Source organism: Methylobacterium sp. 4-46 (genome assembly GCF_000019365.1).
Lineage (GTDB): Bacteria > Pseudomonadota > Alphaproteobacteria > Rhizobiales > Beijerinckiaceae > Methylobacterium.
Map to the genome: position 1 here is coordinate 2,865,308 of NC_010511.1, position 17,210 is coordinate 2,882,517.

15 protein-coding genes are annotated in these 17,210 nt (G+C 72.8%); 11 read left to right on the plus strand and 4 right to left on the minus strand.

Translation table 11 applies throughout. The features are described from left to right. The first annotated feature begins 90 nt into the window (after positions 1-90). The 4 genes from M446_RS12330 (at position 91) to ung (ending at position 5,047) form a co-directional block, all read left to right on the plus strand. On the plus strand, positions 91-2,136 hold the full coding sequence (locus tag M446_RS12330; protein WP_012332425.1) for a hypothetical protein: 2,046 nt from the start codon (positions 91-93) through the stop codon (positions 2,134-2,136). Between the two features lie 23 nt (positions 2,137-2,159). Next, the gene (locus M446_RS12335) at positions 2,160-2,738 is read left to right on the plus strand and encodes a hypothetical protein (protein WP_012332426.1); all 579 of its coding nucleotides are present in this window, start codon (positions 2,160-2,162) and stop codon (positions 2,736-2,738) included. Positions 2,739-2,812: 74 nt separating this feature from the next. Further along, positions 2,813-4,330 carry a bifunctional metallophosphatase/5'-nucleotidase gene (locus M446_RS12340; RefSeq protein ID WP_012332427.1) on the plus strand — a complete coding sequence of 506 codons (1,518 nt, stop codon included), beginning with the start codon at positions 2,813-2,815 and terminating at the stop codon, positions 4,328-4,330. A 12-nt stretch (positions 4,331-4,342) separates the two neighbouring features. Then, the gene (gene ung, locus M446_RS12345; RefSeq protein WP_012332428.1) at positions 4,343-5,047 is read left to right on the plus strand and encodes a uracil-DNA glycosylase; all 705 of its coding nucleotides are present in this window, start codon (positions 4,343-4,345) and stop codon (positions 5,045-5,047) included. 18 nt (positions 5,048-5,065) lie between these two features. Here ung and aqpZ read toward each other — a convergent pair whose 3' ends face one another. Together aqpZ and M446_RS12355 are read right to left on the minus strand one after the other, a co-directional pair. Beyond that, positions 5,066-5,797, minus strand: a complete 732-nt coding sequence (gene aqpZ, locus M446_RS12350; protein WP_012332429.1) for an aquaporin Z — start codon at positions 5,795-5,797, stop codon at positions 5,066-5,068. Positions 5,798-6,024: 227 nt separating this feature from the next. Next, positions 6,025-7,113: an inositol-3-phosphate synthase gene (locus tag M446_RS12355; RefSeq protein WP_012332430.1), complete on the minus strand. Its 1,089-nt coding sequence runs from the start codon at positions 7,111-7,113 to the stop codon at positions 6,025-6,027. Positions 7,114-7,540: 427 nt separating this feature from the next. Here M446_RS12355 and M446_RS12360 point away from each other — a divergent pair, with 427 nt between their 5' ends. Further along, a complete protein-coding gene (locus tag M446_RS12360; protein ID WP_012332431.1) occupies positions 7,541-7,999 on the plus strand; it encodes a MaoC family dehydratase in 459 nt (152 codons plus the stop codon). Positions 8,000-8,034: 35 nt separating this feature from the next. Here M446_RS12360 and M446_RS12365 read toward each other — a convergent pair whose 3' ends face one another. Continuing rightward, complete coding sequence (locus M446_RS12365; protein ID WP_012332432.1) at positions 8,035-8,922, minus strand: peptidylprolyl isomerase; 888 nt, start codon at positions 8,920-8,922, stop codon at positions 8,035-8,037. 141 nt (positions 8,923-9,063) lie between these two features. Then, a complete protein-coding gene (locus M446_RS12370; protein ID WP_012332433.1) occupies positions 9,064-9,378 on the minus strand; it encodes a hypothetical protein in 315 nt (104 codons plus the stop codon). A 200-nt stretch (positions 9,379-9,578) separates the two neighbouring features. Here M446_RS12370 and M446_RS12375 point away from each other — a divergent pair, with 200 nt between their 5' ends. From M446_RS12375 to M446_RS12400, 6 genes are all read left to right on the plus strand, one after another. Continuing rightward, positions 9,579-12,335: a bifunctional acetate--CoA ligase family protein/GNAT family N-acetyltransferase gene (locus M446_RS12375; protein WP_012332434.1), complete on the plus strand. Its 2,757-nt coding sequence runs from the start codon at positions 9,579-9,581 to the stop codon at positions 12,333-12,335. Between the two features lie 605 nt (positions 12,336-12,940). Then, a complete protein-coding gene (gene rpsF, locus M446_RS12380) occupies positions 12,941-13,345 on the plus strand; it encodes a 30S ribosomal protein S6 (protein WP_012332435.1) in 405 nt (134 codons plus the stop codon). Between the two features lie 2 nt (positions 13,346-13,347). After that, positions 13,348-13,599, plus strand: coding sequence for a 30S ribosomal protein S18 (gene rpsR, locus M446_RS12385; protein ID WP_012332436.1), 252 nt, complete (start codon positions 13,348-13,350; stop codon positions 13,597-13,599). 109 nt (positions 13,600-13,708) lie between these two features. Beyond that, positions 13,709-14,668, plus strand: a complete 960-nt coding sequence (locus M446_RS12390; protein WP_012332437.1) for a DUF2232 domain-containing protein — start codon at positions 13,709-13,711, stop codon at positions 14,666-14,668. 58 nt (positions 14,669-14,726) lie between these two features. Further along, positions 14,727-15,296, plus strand: a complete 570-nt coding sequence (gene rplI / locus M446_RS12395; RefSeq protein WP_012332438.1) for a 50S ribosomal protein L9 — start codon at positions 14,727-14,729, stop codon at positions 15,294-15,296. Between the two features lie 273 nt (positions 15,297-15,569). Next, positions 15,570-17,057, plus strand: coding sequence for a replicative DNA helicase (locus M446_RS12400; RefSeq protein WP_012332439.1), 1,488 nt, complete (start codon positions 15,570-15,572; stop codon positions 17,055-17,057). The last annotated feature ends 153 nt before the right edge of the window (positions 17,058-17,210 follow it).

Sequence of the window (17,210 nt, forward strand, 5' to 3'; positions counted from 1 at the left end):
CGCCGCCGGCCCAGCGTCGCCGCGTCGCGCAGACGCGGGATCCCGGCCTCCGGGGCGAATCTCGGCAAGGTTGATCCGGACCACTCAGCGGTGCTCAGTCTCCCCTACGACGTCCCCGGCACGCTGCTCGCCGGGCTCCTGGCCGGGCCGGTCCTGCTCGGCCCCGGGGCGCTGCTCGCCCAGGGCCTGGCGATGCCCGGCTGGCAGGAGGCGCGCACGCGCCTCGACCGGGCCGCGCTCGCGCTCCTCGCCGGCCTCGCGGGCCTGCCCGTGCTCCTCGACCTCGCCGGGCGGCTCGGCCCCGGGGCGATGGTCGCGGCCGCGCTCGCCCTGGCGGTGCCGGGCACCGTCCTGCTGGCGCGGCCGGCCCCCGATCCCGTGCCGCGGGGCGTGCTGGTGCGGACCTTGCTCGGGATGGCGCTCTACGCCGCCTTCGCGACGCTGATGCTGGTCGACTGGCCCGTGACGGGCGGGGCCCTGCGCAGCGTGCTGATGGCGGATTACGTCAAGCACGCCGCCGCAACCTGGGCCATCGCGGAGGCCGGCACGCCTCCCTACGACCCGACCTTCCTCACCGCGGAGCGGCCGGCGGTCTACTACTACTTCTTCTACACGCTGACTGCCGCGGTCGAGCGCCTCGGCCTGGGAGCGATCGCGGGCCGGCAGGCGGCCTTCGGGCTCGCCCTCTGGACGGGGCCCGTGCTCTTCGCCCTCGCCCGGACCGTCTACGCCGCCGCCCGCCTCGACCGGCCGCGTCCCGGCGCCTGGAGCATCGGCGCGTGGCTGGTCCTCCTCCTGCTCACGACCGGGCTCGACATCCTCGGCGTGGCCGCGATCGGCGTCCTGTCGGGCGGCGAGAACTGGCTCGCCGATTTCGAGCAGTGGAACGAGCAGGTCGCGGCGTGGCTCACCAGCGCGCTCTGGGTGCCGCACCACGTGGCCGGCCTCGTCGCCGCCATGGTGGGCCTGATGGCGCTCGCCGCCGAGGACGAGGCGCCGGCCGACCGCTCGCGCAGCCTGCGCCGGGTCGCGCTCGCCGGCCTCGCCTTCGCGTCCCTCGCCGGCCTCTCGATCTACCTCGCGATCGGGGCGGCGGCGACGCTTGCCCTCTGGCTCGGGCGGCTCGCGTGGCGGCGACGCTGGGCGAGCGTCGCGCGGGGCCTCCTCTCGGGCGCCCTCGCCCTGGCCCTCGCGGGCGCGTGGCTCGCCTCGATCCTGCGCGGCCGCGTCCTCGGCGCCGAGCCGCCCCTCGCCCTGCAGATCCGCAAGTTCATCATCGCCGACACGGTCCTGCCGCCGGACAGCGCGATCCAGTCCCTCACCAACCTGATCGCCCTGCCCCTCAGCTACGGCCTCGAATTCGGCGCCTTCCTGATCGGCACGCTCGCCTTCTGGCGCGACGGCGCCCTGTCGCGCCCGCGCAGCGAACTCGCGGTGCTCCTCGCCCTCGCCGCGCTGGCGTCGCTCCTGATCGGCTCCTTCCTGCGCTCCAGCGTCCTGTTCAACGACCTCGGCTGGCGGGTCATGCTGTTCGCGCAGCTCGCCGCGCTGCTCTGGACGCTCGCCGCCCTGCGGGCGAGCTTCGCGCTGCGCCCCTCGCCGGTCCTCGGCGGGTCGCGCCGGGCCGCCCTGGGCTTCCTCGCCTGCATGGGGCTCAGCTTCGTCGGCGAGGCCTACGGGATGGTCCAGTACCGGCGAAACTCCGTGATGACGGCCGAGGAGATCGCCCTCCTGCCCCAGGAGCGCGCCGCCTGGGACTGGCTCGACCGCAACCTCCCGGCCGGCACCGTGGTGCAGGGGCGGCCCGACCCCACCCGCAACCGGGCCTTCGGCTACGGGCTCTACGGGCGCTTCCGCACGGCGGTGTCGGATCCCTACAACGGCATCCTGTTCGGCGCCGCCAGGCAGGAGGTGGCGGCCCGCATCGCGCGCCTTTCCCCGATCTTCGCCGATCCCTCCCTCACTCTCTCCGAGGCGATGGGCCGCGCCGCCTCCGCGGGCGTCGACGTGCTGGTGGTGACGGCGCTCGATCCGGTCTTCGCGGCGCCCGGCGCCTGGCCGCGCGCCGCGACGCCCCGCCACGCCAACGCGGGCGTGATGCTGTTCGCGGTCCCGCCGGCCGCCCGCGCGCCATGAGTGTCGGGCCGGAAGATCGGACGATGACGGGCAGGTTCCTGCGCGGCCTCCTGGCGGCCGCCCTCACCTACGGACTCGCGCTCCTCCTCGGCGCGGCCCTGTTCCTGGCGGTCATCCGCCTCGGCGTGTTCGGCTTCCTGCCGATCCTGTTCTACCGCGGCCTCGCCGGGCTCGGCCTGACGCTCCTCCTCCTCGGCGCCGCGATGGCCTGGGTGACGGGGCGCCGCCGCTTCGGCCTCGACCTCGCGCGGCGGGACGCGCTCGGGGCGAGCGTCACCGCGGTGGCGCTCCTGCTCGCCTTCTTCACCCTCGGCCCGGTCACGATCGACCGCTCGATCTCCGTCTTCCTGCTCGGCCGCTTCGCCGGGGCGCCCGAGGGGCTCGAGCGGCGCGCCGTCGAGGACGCGTTCCTGCGCGTCTACGTCGCGGATTGGGCCCAGATCCCCCGACGCCTCGACGAGCAGGTGGCCTCCGGCAACCTCGTGCGCGAGGGCGACCGCTACCGCCTGACGCCCCAGGGCGCGCGCTTCATGGGCACGGCCCGCGCCATGGCGCGGCTGTTCGGGACGGATCCGCGCTTCGTCGGCCCAGCCCCGCCCTGACCGCGGGGCGTCTTTCCCCGGTCAAGAAGCTCGGCCACAGAGGGGCGGATCCTCTCCCAGCCGAAAGGTCGCCCATGCCGCGCCCCAGCCGCCGCGAGACGTTCGGCCTCGGCCTCGCCGGTCTCTCCGCCACGCTCGCGGGCGGGCCGGCGCGGGCCTTCGGCCCCGACGTCGACTTCACCCTGGTCCTCGTCAACGACATCTACCGGATGGGCGCGCGGGACGGGCGCGGCGGCTTCCCGAAGCTCGCCGCCATCGTCAAGCAGGAGCGCGCCCGCGGGGTGCCGGTCCTGGTCTGCCACGCCGGCGACACGCTCTCGCCCTCGCTGATGTCGGGCTTCGACCAGGGCCGGCACATCGTCGCCCTCACCAACCTCATCCGTCCGGACGTGTTCGTGCCCGGCAATCACGAGTTCGATTTCGGCCAGGCGGTGTTCCGCGAGCGGATGGCGGAGGCGAATTTCCCGGTCTTCGCCGCCAACCTGCGCCAGGCGGACGGGTCGCGGCTCCCGGGCCTGCAGGATGCCGAGGTGCTGGATCTCGGCGGCGTCAGGGTCGGCGTGGTCGGCATCGCCCTGCCGGAGACGCCCTCGAAGTCGCAATCGGGCGATTGGCGCTTCGGCCCGGCCCTGGAGACGCTGCGCCGCGAGACCGCGTCGCTCCGGGCCGCCGGGGCCGAGTTCGTGGTCGCCGTCGCCCATACGGACCGGGCCACCGACCAGGCGCTGGTGGCGAGCCGCCTCGCCGACGTGGTCCTGTCGGGCCACGACCACGACCTCGCGCTCGGCTACGACGGCCGCACCGTCTTCGTGGAATCGAGCGAGGAGGCGAACTACGTCACGGCGGTCGACATCCGGATCGAGGTCCGCGGCACCGGCCAGGAGCGCCGGGCGATCTGGGTGCCGCGCTTCCGCATCCACGATTCGAGCGCGATCGAGCCGGACCCGGAGGTCCAGGCCGCCGTGGACCGGCTGGAGGCGGAACTCTCCCGCGAACTCGACCTGCCGCTCGGCCGCACCGGGACGGATCTCGACACCCGGATCTCCACCGTCCGGGCCTCCGAGTCGACCTTCGGCAACCTCGTGGCGGACGCGCTGCGCGACGCGACCGGCGCGGCCCTCGCCATCACCAACGGGGGCGGCATCCGCGGCAACCGGCTCTACCGGGCGGGCAGCGTGCTGAGCCGCCGCGACGTGCTCACCGAACTCCCCTTCGGCAACACGACCGTGCTGGTCGAGATCAGCGGCGCGCAGGTGCGGGCGGCCCTGGAGAACGGCCTCGCCGAGGTGGGGCATCCCGCGGGACGCTTCCCGCAGGTCTCGGGCCTCACCGTCACGGTGGCGGCGAAGGCCCCGGTCGGCCAGCGCGTGATCGAGGTGCGGGTCGGTGCCGAGCCCCTCGATCCGCAGCGGCGCTACACCGTGGCGTCGAACAACTTCATGCTCGGCGGCGGCAACGGCTACGGCATGCTGGCGGAGGGCCGCACCCTGATCGGCGCCACCGACGGGACGCTCGTCGCCAACGCGGTGATGACCTACATCCGCACGCACGCGCCGGTCTCGATCGAGGCCGGGCGCATCCTGATGCGCTGAGTCCGAGTCCCGATGCGAGATGCCGACACCGTCGCGGGGGCGCTCTCCCGCTTCCGCGCGAGCGGCTCGCCCTGGCTCGCCCTGCCCTTCTTCCAGGACGGCAGCGCCGAGCGGGTCGCGGAGGCGGTCGATGCGAGGCGGGCCCAGGGCGCCGTGATCCTGCCCCCGCCCGACAGCGTCTTCGCCGCCCTGACCCTGACGCCGCTCCCCGAGGTGCGGGCCGTGATCCTCGGCCAGGACCCCTATCCGACGCCGGGCGACGCGCACGGCCTCGCCTTCTCGTATCGCGGCGCCCGGCGCCTGCCGGCCTCGCTGCGGGTCATCCTCGCCGAGATGGCGGAGGATACCGGCGCGCCGATGCCGAAGACGGGCGACCTCAGCGCCTGGGCGCGCCAGGGCGTCCTCCTGCTCAACACGGCGCTGACCGTCGAGGCCGGACAATCCGGCGCCCACCTCGCCCTCGGCTGGTCGGACCTCACCGATCAGGCCGTCGCGGCGGTCTCCGCGCGGCAGGAGGCGGTCGCCTTCCTGCTCTGGGGCGCGCCGGCCCGGCGACGGGCGGCCCTCGTCGACCGCGACCGCCACCTCGTCCTCGAAGCCGGCCACCCCTCGCCCCTCAACCGCCGGGGCGACTTCCGGGGCGCCCGGCCGTTCAGCCGGGCGAATGCCTGGCTCGCCGAGAAGGGCAGGCCCGCGATCGACTGGCGTCTGGCCTGAGGACGTCTGGTGTGAGGCTCACGGGACGGCGGGCTTCGGGGCGGCGCCCGTGACCTCGGCCGCGGGTTCCTCGCTCAGCCAGCGGAAGAGCTTGCCCCCGAGCGCGCCGCCCAGGATCGGCGCGACCCAGAACAGCCAGAGCTGGAACACCGCCCAGCTGCCGGCGACCAGGGCCGGTCCGGTGCTGCGGGCGGGGTTCACCGACAGGTTGGTGATCGGAATGCCGACGAGGTGGATCAGCGTCAGGCCGAGCCCGATGGCGATCGGCGCGAAGCCGGCCGGCGCCTTCCCGTGCGTGGCGCCCATGATGATGAACAGGAACATCATGGTGAGCACGACCTCGGCCAGGAAGGCGGAGCCGACCCCGTAGCCGCCGGGCGAGTGCGCCCCGTAGCCGTTGGCGGCGAAGCCCTTGGCGGCGTCGAAGCCGGGCGCCCCGCTGGCGATCACGTAGAGCAGCATGGCCGCGACCACCGCCCCCGCCACCTGCGCGCCCACGTAGGGGCCGATCTCCTTCGAGGGGAACCGCCCGCCGACCGTGAGCCCGATCGTGACCGCCGGGTTCAGGTGGCAGCCGGAGATCGGCCCGATCGTGTAGGCCATGGTGAGCACGGTCAGTCCGAAGGCGAGGGCGACGCCCAGGAGCCCGATCCCGACCTGCGGGAAGGCGGCGGAGATCACCGCGCTGCCGCACCCGGCGAATGTCAGCCAGAAGGTGCCGATGCCTTCGGCGACGCATTTGCGAAACATCGTGACGCCTCCCATGGAGTCCGAGCGTCGCGCGCCATCGACAGCAAGTTCACGAAAGCCTGCTGTGAGCCTTGACGCAGCACCGACCGGTTCGTGGTCCCGGGACAATACGCGAAGCGCCGAGGCAGGCAAGTGGAGGCGAGATCACGGGCGTGCGATCCGATCGCGAGCTCTCGCACGGCGATCAACCGGCCGCATTCACGCCGGTCGCGCGAGATGGCGGGCGCTCAGCCGGGCTCGGATTCCCCGGCCACGAAGCGGAGCGTGCGCCGATGCGCCTCCTCGTCGCTGAATTGCTGCGGGGGCGACTTCATGAACCAGCTCGACGGGCCGGTGAGCGCCCCGCCGAGGCGGCGGTCCAGGGCGAGCTTGGCGCAGCGCACCGCGTCGATGACGATGCCGGCCGAGTTCGGCGAATCCCAGACCTCAAGCTTGAGTTCGAGGTTGAGCGGCACGCCCCCGAAGGCGGTGCCTTCGAGGCGGATATGCGCCCATTTGCGGTCGCTCAGCCAGGGCACGTAGTCGCTCGGCCCGACATGGATGTCGGAGGGATCCAGAGGCCGGTCGACCTGGCTGGTGACCGCCTGGGTCTTCGAGATTTTCTTCGATTCGAGGCGCTCGCGCTCCAGCATGTTGCGGAAGTCGGAATTGCCGCCGAAATTGAGCTGGTAGGTGCGGTCGAGGCGCACGCCTCGCTCGCCGAACAGGTGCGCGAGCGTGCGGTGGACGATGGTCGCGCCGACCTGGCTCTTGATGTCGTCGCCGATCAGCGGGAGGCGGCGCGCCGCGAAGCGCGCCCGCCACTCGGGGTTGGAGGCGATGAAGACCGGGATGCAGTTGACGAAGGCGCAGCCGGCCCTGAGCGCCGCCTCGGCGTAGTGCTCGGTGGCGGCCTGCGACCCGACCGGCAGGTAGGAGACCAGGATCTCCGCTCCCGCGCGCTCCAGCGCCGCCGCCACGTCGACCGGGGCCTCGCCCGATTCCGGCACCATGTCGCGCAGGTAGCGCCCGATCCCGTCGAGGGTCGGGCCGCGGGCGACGGTCACGCCGGTCGGCGCGACCTCGGCGAAGCGGGCCGTGTTGTTCGGGGGCGCGGCGATCGCCTCGGCGAGGTCGCGCCCGACCTTGGCGGCCGACACGTCGAAGGCCGCCACCACCTCCACGTCCGCCACGTGGTAGCCCCCGAGCACCACGTTCATCAGCCCCGGAACCACCTCGTCCGGGGCGGCGCCGCGGTAATAGGTGAGGCCCTGGACGAAGGACGACGCGCAGTTCCCGACGCCCGCGATGGCGACCCGCAGAGTCCTCTGTCGCAACGCACGCACTCCCCTGTCGCGAGGCGGCCCGGCGGGGCATCCCCGGGCCGAACCGACGGGCCCCGGCCCTCGCGCCCGGCGCCCCAGGGGGTAAGTAGAACACTCTCCAGGAGTATCATCCCCCCGTCGAACGCGGATGCATCGCGCCCGGCGAGGCTCTCATGCGCTGTCCAGACGTGATCGTCCGGACAGCGTACGACAAGCTCGCGCGGCGCGTGAGCGACGCCGACATCCGCATGGCGACGCAATCCGTCGGATGTCGGATCTATGCCGGCGGCCCGGGATGCCGACGCATCGGGCCGCCGACCACCTCGAAGTGGCGGCACACGCCGATGGTCTGACGAAAAATGGCCTGGCGAAAATTCCAGAACGGCCCCAACGGTCCTGCGAGGTGACCGTTGAGATCGGCTCCGGGCGGGAGGATGGCATGCAGGCATTCGACGGGCCGGAGGCCCTGGCGGCGGCGCTCGGGCAGGAGTTGGGCGTCGGCGGCTGGATCACCGTGGATCAGGCGATGATCGACCGCTTCGCGGAGGCGACCGGGGATCGCCAGTGGATCCACGTCGATCCGGAGCGGGCCGCGCGCGAATCGCCCTACGGCACCACGGTGGCGCACGGCTACCTAACCTTGTCGCTGGTGCCGCTGTTCATCGCCGAACTGCGCCGGCTGGACGGCCTGCGGCTGAGCCTCAATTACGGGCTCGACCGCGTCCGGTTCCCGGCGCCGGTCCTGGCGGGCGCGCGCCTGCGCGGCCGGGTGCGGCTCGCGGCGGCGACCCCCGTGCCGCCGCGCGGGCTGCGGGTGACCTACGGCGTCACGGTCGAGATCGAGGGCCAGGAGCGACCCGCCTGCCTCGCCGATGCGGTGGTGCTGCACCATTGGTGACGGGACGGCCCGAGGGCCGCCCGCGCGGCGGGCCGCTACTTGGCTTCGGCCGGCTTGGCTTCCGTCGGCTTGGCTTCGGTCGGTTTGGCCGGCGCGGGCGCCTCGGTCTTCTCGATCTTCGCCTGCTCGCGCAGCTTGGTGATGATGTCCTGCTGCGTCTTGCGCGTCAGGTAGGTGTCGATCTGCTCCTTCATCTCGTCGAAGCCCGGCACCGGCTTGGTGCGCTTCTCCTCGACCTTGATGACGTGCCAGCCGAACTGCGTCCTGACCGGGTCCGACACCTTGCCCTGGTCGAGCTTGAAGGCCGCCTCGGCGAAGGCCGGGACCATGCGCTCCTTGGTGAACCAGCCGAGATCGCCGCCCTCGGCCTTGGAGCCGGGGTCCTTGGAGGTCTCGGCCGCCACCTTGGAGAAGTCCTCGCCGCCCTTGATCCGCGCCGCGATCTTCTTGGCGTCGGCCTCGTTGTCGACGAGGATGTGGCGCGCATGCACCTCCTCCTCGGGCTTCAGCGTCTTGACGGTGTCGTCGTAGAGCTTGCGCGCCGCCTCGGGCGTCACGGCCTTCTTGGCCTCCCGCTCCAGGTACTCGTCGAGCAGCAGCTTGTCGCGGAAATAGGCGAGCTTGCGGGTGAAGTCCGGGCTCTCGGCGACCTTGGCCTTCTCGGCGGCCTGGGCGCCGAGCTTGAGGTCCACCATGTAGTCGACGAGGAGCCCCTTCTTCTGCTCGTCGCTCACGCCCGGCAGGGAGAGCGCCGGGTCGTCGGCCGCGACCGCGAGGTCGGCGGCCGTGACCGGGCTGCCGTTGACGCGGGCCACCACCGTGTCGGGCGCCGGGTTCGGCGCGGGCGCCGTCTGGGCGACGGCGGGCAGGGCGAGGCCGAGCACGAGGGCGGCCGTGCGCCAGGAAAGGGAAACTGTCTGCATCGGACGATCCTTGCGCCGCGAAGGTCGGGTTGGTCCCGGACGGACGCGGCGGACAGGTGGCGCAGTTCGCCCGACAACACAAGAGAGTCCCGCGGACGCAGCCCCGCGGGGGCGGAGCGGCGTCCCGGGCCCCCGTCGCGCTCAGAAGCCGGGCGCCATCACCTCGACCCGGTCGCCCCGGCGCGCGAAGGCGATCTCGGCCGGGGCCTCGTCGCGCTGCCCCGGAACCGACAGGCTGACCCGCTGGTCGGGGGCCAGGGTCGCCACGAGGCGGACGGGCCGCTCCGCCGAGGCGAGGGTCGCCACCACCCGGTACCCGTCGCGCTCGACCGTGTAGTAGGCGACGCCCCGGTAGGGGCCGAGATCGAGGTTGTGGGCGTGACCCGGGCGGAGCTCCGTCGCGCCGGCGGCGCCGGCCGAGAGGAGGACGAGGGCGAGGGAGACACGAAGGCGCATGAATCTGCTCGGTGCGGTTCTGTCCGGCGCGATGGGCGCTCCGGAAAGCCGGATGACCGGGAGACCTCAATTTATTTTAGCCATGCTGCGCCGCAACGCAAATTTTTGCATTGCCACCTTGCGGCCGCGGAATGGCAAAGCTGGACGTTGCGAGGCGCCGCGCCATCTCGGCGCGGCCGGCCGATTGGGGGGCCTCACCGATGAGCACCTATCGCTTCGACCGCATCCTCTCGCCGCGCAGCGTCGCGCTCGTAGGGGCGAGCGAGCGGCCCGGATCGTTCGGCGCCGCGATCCTGCGCAACCTGCGCGAGGCCGACTTCCCGGGACCGATCTGGCCCGTGAATCCCCGGCACGACACGGTCGACGGGCTGCCCTGCCACCGCTCGCTGGAGGATCTGCCGGAGCCCGCGGACCTCGTCGTGGTGGTCTCGCCGGCCGAGAGCGTGCCCGGCGTGGTCGCGGCGGCCGGGGCGCGCGGCTGCGGCGGGGCGCTGATCATCTCGGCCGGCCTCGGCGCGGGCGAGGGCTCGCTCGCCGAGGCGGCGCGCCTCGCCGGGCGGGCGCACGGCCTGCGCCTGCTCGGCCCGGAATGCATGGGGCTCGCGGTGCCGGCGGCGCGGCTCAACGCGAGCCTGCTCGCGCATCGGCCGCCCCGGGGCGACCTCGCCCTCATCACCCAGTCCCGGACCGTGGCGGCGGGCATCGCCGAATGGGCCTCGGGACGGGGCTACGGCTTCTCGGGCGTGCTCTCGGTGGGCCAAGCGGTCGACGTCGACATCGCCGATTGCCTCGACCACTTCTCGGCCGATCGCGGCACCCGGGCGATCCTCCTGCACCTGGAGACGATCCGCGACGCGCCGAAATTCATGTCGGCGGCCCGCGCCGCCGCCCGCGCCAAGCCCGTGGTGGTGCTGCGCTCGGGGCGGCACGAGACGGCGCGCGCGGACGGCCGGCCCGTCACCCACAGCGGCATCCTGGCCAAGCCCGATGCGGTCTACGACGCGGCCTTCCGGCGGGCCGGGCTGCTGCGGGTCAACGCGCTCCACGAGATGTTCTCGGCGGTCGAGACGCTCGGGCGTCAGCGGCCCTTCCCCGGCAAGCGCCTCGCGATCGTCACCAACGGCCGCGGCGTCGGGGCGCTCGCGGTCGACCGGCTCGCCGATCTCGGCGGCACCCTCGCGACCCTGTCGCCGGCCGCGGCCGAGCGGCTCGACGCGGCGCTCCCGCCGACCGGTCTGCCGGCGCGCCCCTGGGCCAACCCCCTCGACCTCGATGCGGACGCGGACGGCACCCGCTACGCCGCCGCCCTCGACGCGCTCATCGCCGACCGGGAGAACGACGCCGTGCTGGTCATCAACGTGCCGACCGCCCTGTCGGGCGGCGAGGCGGTGGCGGGCGCCGTGGCCGAGGCGGTGCGCCGCGGGCGCAAGGCGAGCCTGCGCGCCAAGCCGGTCTTCGCCGTCTCGGTCGGCGACAGTCTCGCGGCGACCGAGGCGCTCGGGGCGGCGGGCATCCCGCGCTTTCCCACCGACGCCGAGGCGGTGGAGGGCTTCATGCACCTCGTGCGCTACCGCGAGGCGCAGGACGACCTGATGAAGACGCCCGACTCGCTGCCCAAGGACTTCTCCCCGGACGTGGCCGCCGCCCGGACGATCGTCGCGCGGGCGGTCCGGGAGGGCCGGACCTGGCTCGACCCGCGCGAGGTGGCGGCCCTGTTCGCCGCCTACGCGATCCCGATGCTGCCGGTGCACTTCGCCGCCGATGCCGACGCGGCCGCCGAGACCGCCTGGCCGATGATCGCGGCCGGCGCCACGGTGGCGCTCAAGGTCGTCTCGCCCGACATCGTCCACAAGTCCGACATCGGCGGGGTGCATCTCGACCTCACCAGCGAGGCGGCCGTGCGGGAGGCCGCCGCCGATATCCTGGCCCGGGCCGCCCGCGACCGGCCCGAGGCGTGCGTGAGCGGCTTCGTGGTCCAGCCGATGCTGCGCCGGCGCAAGGCGCGCGAGCTGATCGCCGGCCTCACCGACGACCCGGTCTTCGGTCCGGTGGTGGTGTTCGGGCGGGGCGGCACCGCGGTCGAGGTCATCGACGACCGGGCGCTCGCGCTGCCGCCCCTCGACCTGCGCCTCGCCGCCGAGCTGATCGGGCGCACCCGCGTCTCGCGCCGGCTCAAGGCCTACCGGGACGTCGCCGCGGCGGACGAGCGGGCGATCGCGCTCGTCCTCGTCAAGCTCGCGCAGCTCGCCGCGGACCTGCCCGAGGTGCGCGACCTCGACATCAACCCGCTGCTGGCCGACGAGACCGGGGTGATCGCGGTCGATGCGCGCGTCGCCGTGGCGCCGAGCCCGGCCGCGGGGCGTCGCGATGCCGGCCGCGGCCCGAGCCACGCCCGCTTCGCGGTGCGGCCCTACCCGACCGAGTGGGAGCGCAGGATCGCGCTCGACAGCGTCAGCGCCTTCATCCGCCCGGTGCGCCCGGAGGACGAGGGCCTGTTCGAGGACTTCTTCCGGCACGTGAGCGAGGCGGACTTGCGCCTGCGCTTCTTCGCGCCGGTGCGCGACTTCAGCCACGCCTTCCTGGCCCGCCTGACCCAGCTCGACTACGCGCGGGCGATCGCCTTCGTGGCGCTCGACGACGAGACCGGCGCGATGATGGGGGCGGTGCGGCTCCACGCCGACGCCAACCACGAGACGGGCGAGTACGCGATCCTGATCCGCTCCGACCTGAAGGGGATCGGGCTCGGCTGGGCGCTGATGGGGCTGATGCTCGACTGGGCCCGCGCCGAGGGCATCCGCCACGTCGAGGGGCAGGTGCTGCGCGCCAACACCACCATGCTGACCATGTGCCGCAAGCTCGGCTTCGCGGTGGGGACGGACCCGTCGGACCCCGAGGTGATGCTGGTGCGCCTCGATCTCGCCGCCGCGAGCCCGGCCGAGCCGGTCGAGGCCGGCTGACGCGGCGAAGCGGCCCTCTGCCCGCCCGAGCGGAGCCTGCCTCCGCCATCCCGCAGCGATTGCGGCAGCCATCGCCGAGGGATCGGGCTGCTTCGGGATGACGCGACGGTCACGAACCCAGGAACGCGTCCCGGCGACGTGCGGAATTCCGATTCATGACGCAGCCGCTCCCCGGGTGCACGGGGTCCGGCTGCTGGCCGACTGCACGGCCGAGCCGCCCGCTCTCGACGATGGGTCTTGGGCCGTTGACCTTGGGCCGTTGACCTTGGGCCGTTGACCTTGGGCCGTTGACCTTGGGCGGTCGAACAGGCGGACGCGTTCATCGCCTGAGTGCCATCCGCGCGTCGGCGGCCGCCGCCTTGCCATCCCGCGAAAACCTGCTATAGCCCGCGCCTCGCGTTCGCTCCGGCCGGGGGCTGAACGGACGGTGCCGCTCGCCGGCACAGGGGTTCGCGCCCCGGCGTCCCGTGTCTCCGCCTTCGAACAACCGCTCGGGCCTCTGCAGGCTCGAAGGGCTTGGCGCCGTGCGACGCGAGTGAGAACCGGCCCGAACGCCCGTCGTCAGACATCCGGCAGGACGGCTCCATTCCGACGAAAGGCCCACCATGGCTCTGTACGAGCACGTGTTCCTGGCGCGCCAGGACGTGACCTCGCAGCAGGTCGAGTCGATGATCGAAGCCTACAAGGGCGTCATCGAGTCGAACGGCGGCAAGGTCGAGAAGACCGAGATGTGGGGCGTGAAGTCCCTCGCCTACCGCATCAAGAAGAACCGCAAGGCCCACTTCACCCTGCTCAACATCGACGCGCCGCCGGCCGCCCTGGCCGAGATGGAGCGCCAGATGCGGATCTCGGAGGACATCCTGCGCTTCCTGACCATCCGGGTCGACGCGCTGGAGGGCGAGCCCTCCGCGATGATGCAGAAGCGCGACCGCGACGAGCGCAAGGACCGCGAGCGCGGCCGTCGTCGGGACGATGACGGCTACGTCGGCGAGCGGAACGAGGAGGGCTGATCATGGCATTCGGTGCTGGTGGCGGCGGGGGCCGCCGTCCGTTCTTCCGTCGGCGCAAGACCTGCCCGTTCTCGGGCCCCAACGCCCCGAAGATCGACTACAAGGACGTGAAGCTCCTCTCCCGCTACGTGTCGGAGCGCGGCAAGATCGTTCCCTCCCGCATCACCGCGGTCTCGGCCAAGAAGCAGCGCGAACTCGCCCAGGCGATCAAGCGCGCCCGCTTCCTCGGCTTCCTGCCCTACGTCATCCGCTGAGGCGGAACGACGCGCACCAACCCGGCGGTCATCGGGCCGCCGGGGTCGCTGGGGCAGAGTGGCCCCTAACCCTGCCGATCCCCGGCAGCGGGACAGCGGACCGGATTCGATGGCTTCCTCCCTCGGCATCGGCGTCGTCGCCGGCCTCGCCTCGGCCCTGCTCATCGGGGTCATCGTCACGGCGACGCCGCTCGCGCTCCTCCTCTACCTGCTCGCGCCGCTGCCGATCCTGATCGTGTCGCTGGGCTGGCGCCACCGCACCGGGCTCGTCGCCGCCGCGACCGGCACGCTCGCGCTGATGCTCGCCGCCTCGCCCCTGCGCGGCCTCGCCTTCCTGGTCTCGACGGCCCTGCCGGCCTGGTGGCTCGGCTACCTCGCCCTGCTCGGCCGCCCGTCCGGGTCCGGCGCCCCCGGCGCGATGGAATGGTACCCGCTCGGCCGCCTCCTCGCCTGGATCGCCGGCACCGCCGCGGTCGCGCTGATCCTAGTGGTGGTGATCTCCTCGGGCGATTTCGCCGCCTACGAGGAGCGCATGCGGCGCATCGCCCGCGGCGTGACCCAGATCGAGATGCAGTCGGTCCGGCCGGACGCCGAGACCCTGCCGGAGGGCGACCTCGCCCGCATCGCCGACCGGCTCTTGCGCATCGCGCCGGCCGTGATGGGCACGACCTTCACCCTGCTGCTGACCTTCTATCTCTGGGCGGCCGGCCGCATCGTCCAACTCTCGGGCCGCCTGCCCCGGCCCTGGCCGGACCTGCCGGCGACCGCCATGCCCCGGGCCGTCGTCGCCGGGCTCGTCGCGGCCGCCGCCCTCGGCCTCGCCCCCGGCTTCCCTGGCATCTTCGGCATCGGGCTCGCGGGAGCGCTGGGGGCCGCCTTCGCGCTCCAGGGGCTCGCCGCCCTGCACGACCGCAGCCGCGGCAGGCCCGGCCGGGCGCCGCTCCTGATCGGCCTCTACCTGCTCGTGTTCCTGACCCAGGGGATCGCGCTCACCGCCCTGGCCCTGTTCGGGCTCGCCGACACCCTGTTCCGCCTGCGCCGCCGCCCCGCGGAGGTGCCCGCCCCCTGACCGGTTCCGGGCCCGAACCGGCCCGGTCCCCTCCATCCGCTGACAAGGAGTGACGACGATGGAAGTGATCCTGCTCGAGCGCGTGGCCAAGCTCGGCCAGATGGGCGAGACCGTGAAGGTCCGCCCGGGCTTCGCCCGCAACTACCTGCTCGCCCGCGGCAAGGCGCTGCGCGCCACCGAGGCGAACAAGAAGCGCTTCGAGGACCAGCGCGCCCAGCTCGAGGCCCGCAACCTGGAGCGCCGCACCGAGGCGCAGGCCGTGGCCGAGAAGCTCGACGGCCAGAGCTTCGTGCTGATCCGCCAGTCCGGCGAGACCGGCGTCCTCTACGGCTCGGTCTCGACCCGCGACCTCGCCGAGGTGCTGACCCAGAACGGCTTCACGGTGGGCCGCGAGCAGTTCAGCCTCAACCAGCCGATCAAGACGCTCGGCCTGCACAATGTCCCGGTGGTGCTGCACCCGGAGGTCGAGGTGACCGTGACGGTCAACGTCGCCCGCAGCCCCGAGGAGGCGGAGCGCCAGGCCCGCGGCGAGTCGACCACGGTGCGCGACGAGCTCGACCTGGAGGAGCTCGGCCTCGAGGTCGGCGCCGCCCTGGCCGAGGCCGGGCCGGACGCCGGGGAGCGCTGAGCGCGCGTCGGGGCGCGAGTCTGGGAAAGCCGGGAGAGCGGGGACAATCCGCCCTCCGGGCTTGACTTGTTCCGGTTTCGTTCCAGCATGGCGGGGCTCGATGCCGGCGGCATCGGGCCCCGTTTGCGTTTCCCCCGGCACGATGGTGGGGTGCGCGGCCCGCAGCCGCGGGTCGCGCTCCGCGGAAAGCTTCGGTCAACCATGCCGGTGCAAGGGTCGCCGGATCGTCCAGGGGCACGCGCCGCCCCGGGCGCAACCACACGGAGACGCCGGATGGCCATTCCCAGCACCCTGACGGCGAACCTGGAGCCCGTGCCCCAGGAATACCGGGTCGCGCCCCACAACATCGACGCGGAGCAGGCCCTGCTCGGCGCCATCCTGGTCAACAACGACGCCTATTACCGCGTCTCGGACTTCCTCCTGGCCGAGCACTTCATGGAGGAGGTGCACCGGCGGATCTTCGAGGTGGCGGTCAGCCTGATCAAGGCCGGCAAGCTGGCGAGCCCGATCACGCTCAAGACCTTCCTGGGCGACGCGGATCTGGGCGGGCTCACGGTGAGCCAGTACCTCGCGCGGCTCGCCGCCGAGGCGACGACCGTCATCAACGCCGAGCATTACGGGCGCACGATCTACGACCTCGCCCTGCGGCGGCGCCTGATCACGATCGGCGAGGATCTGGTCAACGGCGCCTACGAGGCGCCGGTCGAGACCTCGCCCCGCGACCAGATCGAGGCGACGGAGCGGCGCCTCTACGAACTCGCGGAGACCGGCAAGTACGACGGCGGCTTCCAGAAATTCTCCGAGGCGCTCACCGCCGCCGTCGACATGGCCGCCAAGGCCTACCAGCGCGAGGGGCGGCTGTCGGGCATCGCCACCGGCCTTTCGGACCTCGACGGCAAGATGGGCGGGCTGCAGCCCTCCGACCTGATCATCCTCGCGGGCCGCCCCGGCATGGGCAAGACCTCGCTCGCCACCAACATCGCCTTCAACATCGCCAAGGCCTATGCCGGCGAGAAGCAGCCGGACGGCACGATGAAGACCGTCAACGGCGGCGTCGTCGGCTTCTTCTCGCTCGAGATGTCGGCCGAGCAGCTCGCCACCCGCATCATCGCGGAGCAGTCGGGCGTCGCCTCCTACAAGATCCGCCGGGGCGACATCCGCCCGGAGGATTTCTACAAGATCACCGACGCCGCCCGGGACATGCAGACGATCCCGTTCTACATCGACCAGACCGGCGGCCTCTCGATCGCGCAGCTCGCCGCGCGGGCGCGGCGGCTGAAGCGCCAGCGCGGCCTCGACCTCCTGGTGGTCGACTACCTCCAGCTCCTCTCCGGCGCCTCCAAGAAGGGCGACAACCGCGTGCAGGAGATGACCGAGATCACCACCGGCATGAAGGCCCTCGCCAAGGAGCTGGAAGTGCCGATCGTCGCCCTGTCGCAGCTCTCCCGCCAAGTCGAGTCCCGCGACGACAAGCGGCCCCAGCTCTCGGACCTGCGCGAATCGGGCTCGATCGAGCAGGACGCCGACGTGGTGCTGTTCGTCTTCCGCGAGGAATACTACGTCAAGAACAAGAAGCCGCGCGAGGGCACCGAGGAGTTCTTCACCTGGGAGGCGGAGATGAACCGCGTCTACGGCAAGGCCGAGGTGATCATCGGCAAGCAGCGCCACGGCCCGACCGGCACGGTCGAGCTCCAGTTCGACGCCGAGATCACGCGCTTCTCGAATCTCGCGCAGGGCGACCGGCTGCCGGAGCCGATGTGATCCGGCATCCGCTTGATCGCAGCGGATCCCGGATCACGCGCCTGCGCGGCGCCTGCGCGCGGCGCCTGAGCGAAGCCGACATCCGCCTTGCCGAAATGCGAGATGGCGAAGCCATCAACCGGATGGCGTATGATCCGGCTATAAGCCGGGCCG

What these genes read in the sequence shown, in the direction of transcription:
- M446_RS12335 (WP_012332426.1), top strand. Translation starts at nt 2,160, where the DNA reads ATGACGGGCAGGTTCCTGCGCGGCCTCCTGGCGGCCGCCCTCACCTAC.
- M446_RS12340 (WP_012332427.1), top strand. Translation starts at nt 2,813, where the DNA reads ATGCCGCGCCCCAGCCGCCGCGAGACGTTCGGCCTCGGCCTCGCCGGT.
- ung (WP_012332428.1), top strand. Translation starts at nt 4,343, where the DNA reads ATGCGAGATGCCGACACCGTCGCGGGGGCGCTCTCCCGCTTCCGCGCG.
- aqpZ (WP_012332429.1), bottom strand. Translation starts at nt 5,797, where the DNA reads ATGTTTCGCAAATGCGTCGCCGAAGGCATCGGCACCTTCTGGCTGACA.
- M446_RS12360 (WP_012332431.1), top strand. Translation starts at nt 7,541, where the DNA reads ATGCAGGCATTCGACGGGCCGGAGGCCCTGGCGGCGGCGCTCGGGCAG.
- M446_RS12365 (WP_012332432.1), bottom strand. Translation starts at nt 8,922, where the DNA reads ATGCAGACAGTTTCCCTTTCCTGGCGCACGGCCGCCCTCGTGCTCGGC.
- M446_RS12370 (WP_012332433.1), bottom strand. Translation starts at nt 9,378, where the DNA reads ATGCGCCTTCGTGTCTCCCTCGCCCTCGTCCTCCTCTCGGCCGGCGCC.
- M446_RS12375 (WP_012332434.1), top strand. Translation starts at nt 9,579, where the DNA reads ATGAGCACCTATCGCTTCGACCGCATCCTCTCGCCGCGCAGCGTCGCG.
- rpsF (WP_012332435.1), top strand. Translation starts at nt 12,941, where the DNA reads ATGGCTCTGTACGAGCACGTGTTCCTGGCGCGCCAGGACGTGACCTCG.
- rpsR (WP_012332436.1), top strand. Translation starts at nt 13,348, where the DNA reads ATGGCATTCGGTGCTGGTGGCGGCGGGGGCCGCCGTCCGTTCTTCCGT.
- M446_RS12390 (WP_012332437.1), top strand. Translation starts at nt 13,709, where the DNA reads ATGGCTTCCTCCCTCGGCATCGGCGTCGTCGCCGGCCTCGCCTCGGCC.
- rplI (WP_012332438.1), top strand. Translation starts at nt 14,727, where the DNA reads ATGGAAGTGATCCTGCTCGAGCGCGTGGCCAAGCTCGGCCAGATGGGC.
- M446_RS12400 (WP_012332439.1), top strand. Translation starts at nt 15,570, where the DNA reads ATGGCCATTCCCAGCACCCTGACGGCGAACCTGGAGCCCGTGCCCCAG.